Raw genomic sequence first — 7,382 nt, forward strand, 5'->3', positions numbered from 1 at the left:
GTTCTATTTAGATGACGTATTAAGAAACGTCTCAATGGTCACGGGGCAAAAAGCCTTTGAAAAAGAGTTGGAATTACTGTTTAGCTTGCCAAGAAACCTGTCTGAAACTTTAAATGGGGACCCACTCCGACTTGGGCAAATTATCATCAATCTCGTTAACAACGCGGTGAAGTTTACCGAAACAGGGGAAATTTCCGTTTCAGTTAAGCAACTCCAAAAGCTAGATGGGAAAATTGAGCTTGAATTTTCAGTTGTAGATACTGGGATCGGAATGTCTAGTGAACATATGACCAATTTGTTCAAAGCGTTCACTCAAGCCGATGGCAGCACAACACGAAAATATGGCGGGACCGGTCTAGGGTTATCGATAAGTCGCCGCCTGGTGGAGTTAATGGGAGGAACCTTAAGGGTTGAAAGTGAGTTAGGTGTGGGGAGCCGCTTCACGTTTAATATTTGGCTTGATTCAAAAGATAATGAAGAGCCGCGCGGCCCATCGTTAGTTCCATCGTCACTCAATTCTCTGAAAGCTTTGGTCGTTGATGATAACGAGCATGCTTTGGAGATCATGAAAGATATGTTGGACATATTGCCTCAGGAAGTGGAACTGGCAAACAGTGGTCTGCAGGCGGTTGAAAAGTTAGAGCAAGCGGTAACGTTGGGCACCCCATTTAACCTGGTGTTTATGGATTGGAATATGCCTGAGATGGACGGGGTGGAAACCAGTTTGAAAATTCGTAATACTTTGCCAAAAGAAGCTCAGCCTAAAATTGTCATTGTCACAGCCTATGACAAAGAGGAACTTGCGGGATCTTATGATTCTGTTGATGTATCTGGGTATCTGTCTAAGCCTGTCGGGCAATCTTATTTATTTGATATGTTAGTGAAGCTGTTTTCWGCTGATCCTGAAGATGCCGTGAGTCGTCATTCGAAACAGCAAACGACAAACACTCATAAACTCTCAAACCTACATGTATTACTAACTGAAGATAACGAAATAAACCAACAGATTGCGACAGAGCTGATGGAAGCGGAAGGGATCACCGTGACTATAGCTAACAACGGACAGGAAGCGCTGGATCGATTGTCGGATTCACAAACTCAGGGGTTCCGGTTTGATATTATTTTTATGGATCTTCAAATGCCGATCATGGACGGGTATGAAGCATCCAGAAGAATTAGGCACAACCCTGCCTATAACGACATTCCATTAATCGCAATGACAGCCCATGCTATGGTCGAGGAGCGAGAACGCTGTATCAGCATTGGAATGAACGATCATGTGTCTAAGCCAATAGATCCTGATTTACTGTTCAGTACGATCCAAAAGTGGGGTAAGACCACGGAGGCTTCAGATTCTTTAGTCGATAGTGTCGCTAGAGACGAGAATAAAGTGGCAGTTATGGATGCCCCGGTAGCCAATGATGCACACCACAGTAGTACCCAAAGCTCACTTTTCTTCAGTGATATATCTTGTTTAGACAGTAAAAATGGGCTGTTAAGGGTAGCGGGTAATGAAGTGTTGTATCGCCGACTACTCTCACAATTTATCGATAGAGAATACAACGTCGTGGAACGTTGCAAAATAGCTTTAGAAAAGGAAGACGTTTCTTTGGCTGTATTGCATGCCCATACTTTGAAAGGAGCGGCTGCAAATCTTGGTGCAATTAGACTCTCCGATATAGCTGCGAGAATGGAAAGTGCCGTTAACCAACCTAATTCACTTGTTGACCTGCAGCCCTTGTTTGATGAAGCCCAGCAATACATTAATACCTTCTTTAAAGACCTTTCTGTTGTATTGGATAGGCCAACTCCAAATGACAATCAAAAATTAGATTTATCGCCAGAGTCAGTGGCTATTGTCCATAAGCTTTATACTCAGCTGTATGAACTTAATGCTGGCGCGATCGACTTCCTTGACGAACATTACCTTCATCTTAAGGCTATACTTACTACGGATGATTTTGAAGCTTGCTGTCGCTATATAAATGATTGTGATTTTGAGCAGGCAAGTATAGCGCTCAGGAAGGCCGTGAGTATCTACCCGTTCGATCTCGATAAAATCGGGGGAGAGCTGGGCGGGAGAGATGTTGATGGATAAACAGCAAGAGACGGTATTAGTCGTTGATGATATCGCTGAAAATCGAGTTTTGTTACACAGCTTATTAAAGCCACATTTTCAGGTACGTATTGCAACCTGTGGAGCTCAAGCCGTGGAAGCTGCACATCAATACCCCCCGGATATTATTCTGCTCGATATCATGATGCCGCAGATGGACGGCTACGAAGTATGTCGAAGATTAAAAAACGATCGGGTGACTGAGCCTATTCCTATTATTTTCCTTACTGCGAAATCTCAAATCGAGGATGAAGAGAAAGGGTTCGAGATGGGTGCTGTCGATTACTTATTAAAGCCTATTAGCCCCCCTATTTTACTCTCCAGAGTGAATACGCACTTACGTCTAAAACGTGCGATCAGTAATTTGTCCAAACATAACGATCTTCTTGAAGAGAAAGTGAAGATGCGGACGCATGAGCTTGAAAGCCTTCAGGGAGCAACGATAAGTGCGATGGCTTCGCTGGCGGAAACTCGAGACAACGAAACGGGCAATCACATTCGGCGAACACAACGCTATGTAAAAGTACTAGCGGAAGAGTTACTTAGATTGAACCTGTATAAAGATCAATTGCGACCAGAAAGCCTGATGGCCTTGTATAAGTCGGCACCTCTGCATGATATTGGTAAAGTGGGTATTCCCGATCAAGTTCTGTTGAAGCCCGGTAAGCTTACAGAAGAAGAGTTCGACATCATGAAAGCGCATGCTTTGTTGGGGCGAGAAGTCATTGAAACAGTAGAAGAGTCCATCGACTTTAGCAGTGATTTTTTAGTTTATGCAAAAGAAATTGCGTATTGCCATCATGAAAAATGGGATGGCAGTGGATACCCTCAAGGCCTTAAAGGTGAGAATATCCCCCTCAGTGCAAGACTAATGGCTATTGCTGATGTGTACGATGCTTTGATTTCCAAACGGGTTTATAAGCCGCCTTTCAGCCATGAGCAATCGGTTCAAATTATTACAGAAGGTCGCGATCAACATTTTGACCCAGTGTTAATTGATATATTTTTAACCATCGAAGATACATTCAAAGATATCGCTGATGCGTTTAGGGACGCTGACGTCGACGAAAAACCCGAAGCTTCGTAGTGGTGGGTTACTTTCCTAACCACCACTCTTTAATCATGATTCAAAGCCATAAGCCATAAGCCATAAGCCATAAGCCATAAGGTGAGTCCCTGCTTATGACCTTATCTCGCCCAGTTAGATTTTGTTCACTACCTTACGTAATTTGCATCAATACTGACGTAAATGTGCTGCAGTTTTCCGTCAGATTTCTCCACCCACAAGTCATTAGTGTATTGCTCAATTTTCCCGTTAACAGTCATTGAAAAAGTATGCTCGTCAAATGTGCCTAACTTCGCAAACTTGTCTGTCGTAATAAGAAACGGTTCCAGCTCTTTTATGTCGCTTACGTCTGAAATCACGTAGTAATGGTAAGTGTAGGGTTTGCTCGCGTCATTTGGATTATTGCGATAAGCGATAAGCTTAAACGGTTCCGTTAACGGTTGTTCGAAGGTTTTTTGATCGAGAGTTGCAGGGATTGGCACGAATAACCAAGCGGTAAAAAGCCCACTGAGTAATACRATAAAAAAGAAGAAATATTTTAGTGCCTTCATAGCAACCTACACAAAATGATAATGAGGTTGCTATGGTACAGGTTTGAAATTGTCATGGTAAGTGTTGCTATAAGTGGGAAGCGGAATGATTGCGTTAAATCAATTCTTAGAAACGTTCATCATTCTTAAATTTTTATTTTCCTAGAACCTAGTGACTATGTCCTTGAGATAAGTTAATCAGAACCACGCCTGCCGCAACCAATAACATGCCGATCCAAACAGTTGTGTCTAGGTGCTGTCTGTACACGAATGTAGAAATCAAGCTGACGGTGACAATCGCGAGTCCAGCCCACAATGAATGCACAATTCCGACAGGCAACTCTTTCATCGCTTGACCCAAAAATAGGAATGCAGCTAAGTGACCAGTGATAACTAAAATAGCAGGGATTGGCTTGTCTAGGCTGAATCCATCTGTTGCTTTCAATGCCACGTGAGATAACGCTTCAGCCATTACGCCCATAAGTAAAAAGAACCAGCTCATATTTTATATCCTATTATTTTTGATTATCAGTTATCAGTTATCAGTTAGTTTTGGGCAAAAAAAAGCCCGCACCTAAGAGGCGCGGGCAGCTCTTAAATGTCGTTATTACTGGTTTAAATAAGCAGCATGGAACTCTAGATGCTCATCAATGAAGCTAGAAATAAAGTAGTAGCTGTGGTCGTAACCTGGCTGCATGCGTACTTCTAAATCTGCGTTATGCACTTTTGCCGCTTCAATCAATTGCTCTGGTTTCAGTTGCTCAACTAAGAAATTATCTGCTTCACCTTGGTCGACTAGCATTGGTAGCGTCATTGGTGTTGTTTTCAGTAGTTCTGAAGAGTCATATTGTTTCCAAGACTCGATGTTGCTGCCCAAATATTGGCTGAATGCTTTTTGTCCCCAAGGGCATTGCATTGGGTTAGTAATTGGGCTGAAAGCAGAAACAGAGCGGTAGCTGTCTTGGTTTTTAATGCCAATTGAAAGTGCGCCGTGTCCGCCCATGCTATGACCTGAAATTGATTTTACAGGTGTCACAGGGAAGTAAGCTTCAATTAATGCTGGAAGCTCAGTGACGACGTAGTCATACATTTGGTAATGAGTATTCCAAGGTGGTTGCGTTGCATTCAAGTAGAAGCCTGCACCTTTGCCCATGTCGTAGCCTTCGTCATCCGCGACTTCATCACCTCTTGGGCTTGTGTCCGGAGCTACGATAGCGATACCTAACTCAGCGGCTGCTTTAAAAGCGCCTGCTTTTTGCATGAAATTTTCGTCAGTACAGGTTAAGCCTGATAGCCAGTAAAGAACGGGTACTGGTGTTTCTTTAGTTGCATTTGGCGGAAGAAAAATGGCAAAACGCATGTTGCAATCTAGCGTCGCAGAGTAATGGTTGTATTGTTTGTGCCAACCGCCAGCAACTTTGGCTTGGCTGATATTTTCAAGAGACATGGTTTCTCCAAAGTTTAATTATGCTCGCGTGGCGAGGTGGGTTCTCGATGTGAAGTTATCAAGAACTATTATATTCATGGTTTGGTGAACGGCCTTGAGCATACAGGCAGTGGAGCGCAAGGCCATTCAAAGGCTGTCCATCCTGAACAACCTGTTTTACGTTTACCTATTTACAAGTTACTTGTCTTACATGTAACTGGCTTACTTATCCATATGTAGAACAGTACGGATAGACTCGCCTTTGTGCATTAGGTCGAATGCTTCGTTAACGTCATCAAGACCCATAGTGTGAGTGATGAACTCTTGTAGTCCAAACTCACCCGCCATGTAACGGTTAACGATTTCTGGAAGCTCAGAGCGGCCTTTAACACCACCGAAAGCAGAACCACGCCATACACGACCCGTYACTAGTTGGAACGGACGAGTTGAGATTTCTTGGCCTGCACCGGCAACACCGATGATGACAGATTCGCCCCAACCTTTGTGGCAGCACTCAAGTGCTTGACGCATTACGTTTACGTTACCGATACAYTCGAAAGAGTAATCTACGCCGCCGTCGGTCATCTCAACGATAACRTCCTGGATTGGCTTATCGAATTTCATAGGGTTKATGCAGTCAGTTGCGCCAAGCTGTTTTGCTAGCTCAAACTTGCTTTCATTGATATCAACACCRATGATTTTGCTTGCACCCGCCATACGAGCACCGATGATTGCAGAAAGACCGATACCRCCTAGGCCGAATACAGCAACTGTGTCGCCTTTTTCAACTTTAGCCGTGTTAAGMACWGCGCCCATACCSGTTGTAACGCCACAACCTAGAAGACAAACTTCTTCAAGWGGTGCKTCTTTGCTTACTTTCGCTAGYGAGATTTCAGGAAGWACYGTGTACTCAGAGAAAGTCGAGCAACCCATGTAATGGAAGATTGGCTCACCGTTGATAGAGAAACGGCTWGTGCCRTCTGGCATTAGGCCTTTACCTTGAGTTTCACGAACYGCYTGGCATAGGTTAGTTTTACCAGACTTACAGAATTTACATTCGCCACACTCAGCTGTGTAAAGTGGGATAACGTGGTCGCCGACTTCAACGCTTGTTACGCCTTCGCCAATCATTTCAACRATACCGCCACCTTCGTGACCTAAGATAGAAGGGAAGATACCTTCTGGATCGTCACCTGATAGWGTGAATGCATCAGTGTGACAAACGCCAGTAGCRACGATACGAACAAGCACTTCGCCGGCTTTAGGCAGTTCAACGTCAACCGTTTCACGCTTAAGCGGCTCACCAGCAGCCCATGCGACCATAGCTTTAGATTGGATATGAGTTTGACCAGGTTTGATTTCAATCGTCATTATATTTTCCTATATAAGTCGTGGAAGCGGAGCTCATWGTCTATTTGGGAATGTAGTGTYCACGTAGAGTCGTGAAGTCATTCGCTTTAAGGTTAGTCGAGCTTGTTTGTTTCCGCTGTGTCGTTTTGTTGTGGCTAGTATAGGTGTTTGTTGAGTTTTGATAATCCCACTAAAATGAAAATGATTTTTACATATATGTAATAGTTGAAGGTTTAGCTCTCTGGAGAGGGCATTGCTATGTTTGGATCATGAGGGTTTATGAGGAAGAGAACTTGCGGCTTTTTCTGTTGTATCGGTAGCTTTTGTCATTGAGTTCGAATTATTCAAATGGCGATCGCCAAACAAGGCTTAAATGCTGGTTCGAGATAGGCACTTTTCGAGGTGGTTATTTGAGTAGCCGGCGGTAAAGCATCGGCTACTTCAAAGTAATTCAGGTAACTCTAGGGTTTTAGGATCATTACTAATGAATAATGTGGTTTACTTGCAATGCTGACTGACATGTTTTCCATCAACAGCATGATGACTCCGTGCCAGCCTTAGTGAGTCGACGCTTTATTCAAAAATCGCCATATCAGCGTCCAAGAGCGTTGATCTTAGCTGCTTCAACGGTTGGTACTCTGGGTCGGTATAAAAATCTTCAGCATGTTTTTTGGTGGGGAACTCGACCAAGATCAGGCGCCCTTCTGGCATTGAACCCTCTCTAACATCCACACTGTCAGTTACGGATAATGCTTTCCCTCCGTGTTTTTCTAATATTGCATGAGCTTTTACAAGGTAGTCACGTTGATGAGCTTCGTGATCATGGATACGAACAAAAGTTAGCATGTAGGCTGGCATAATAAATTCCTCTAGTTAATGTAATCTCTGTTTAAT

At 43.5% G+C, this 7,382-nt stretch carries 7 protein-coding genes; 2 read left to right on the plus strand and 5 right to left on the minus strand.

Annotated elements, in window-relative coordinates:
• Both L4C33_RS17765 and L4C33_RS17770 read left to right on the plus strand, forming a co-directional pair.
• A partial coding sequence (locus L4C33_RS17765) for a response regulator (protein ID WP_428813744.1) occupies window positions 1–2,098 on the plus strand: 2,098 nt, incomplete at its 5' end.
• Window positions 2,091–3,203 carry a response regulator gene (locus tag L4C33_RS17770; protein WP_428813745.1) on the plus strand — a complete coding sequence of 371 codons (1,113 nt, stop codon included), beginning with the start codon at window positions 2,091–2,093 and terminating at the stop codon, window positions 3,201–3,203. The genes L4C33_RS17765 and L4C33_RS17770, both read left to right, overlap by 8 nt.
• A gap of 128 nt (window positions 3,204–3,331) precedes the next feature.
• On the opposite strand, the gene L4C33_RS17775 is transcribed toward L4C33_RS17770, so the two are convergent.
• The 5 genes from L4C33_RS17775 to L4C33_RS17795 form a co-directional block, all read right to left on the minus strand.
• A complete protein-coding gene (locus L4C33_RS17775; protein WP_428813746.1) occupies window positions 3,332–3,733 on the minus strand; it encodes a hypothetical protein in 402 nt (133 codons plus the stop codon).
• 148 nt (window positions 3,734–3,881) lie between these two features.
• On the minus strand, window positions 3,882–4,214 hold the full coding sequence (locus tag L4C33_RS17780; RefSeq protein ID WP_428813747.1) for a DMT family transporter: 333 nt from the start codon (window positions 4,212–4,214) through the stop codon (window positions 3,882–3,884).
• Between the two features lie 105 nt (window positions 4,215–4,319).
• Window positions 4,320–5,159 carry an S-formylglutathione hydrolase gene (fghA, locus tag L4C33_RS17785; protein WP_428813748.1) on the minus strand — a complete coding sequence of 280 codons (840 nt, stop codon included), beginning with the start codon at window positions 5,157–5,159 and terminating at the stop codon, window positions 4,320–4,322.
• 201 nt (window positions 5,160–5,360) lie between these two features.
• Window positions 5,361–6,509 carry an S-(hydroxymethyl)glutathione dehydrogenase/class III alcohol dehydrogenase gene (locus tag L4C33_RS17790; RefSeq protein ID WP_428813749.1) on the minus strand — a complete coding sequence of 383 codons (1,149 nt, stop codon included), beginning with the start codon at window positions 6,507–6,509 and terminating at the stop codon, window positions 5,361–5,363.
• 552 nt (window positions 6,510–7,061) lie between these two features.
• Window positions 7,062–7,346, minus strand: a complete 285-nt coding sequence (locus L4C33_RS17795) for a DUF1330 domain-containing protein (protein ID WP_428813750.1) — start codon at window positions 7,344–7,346, stop codon at window positions 7,062–7,064.
• Between the last annotated feature and the right edge of the window lie 36 nt (window positions 7,347–7,382).

Origin of the sequence: Vibrio makurazakiensis, from assembly GCF_050337375.1 — a bacterium.
Taxonomy (GTDB): Bacteria; Pseudomonadota; Gammaproteobacteria; order Enterobacterales; family Vibrionaceae; genus Vibrio; species Vibrio makurazakiensis.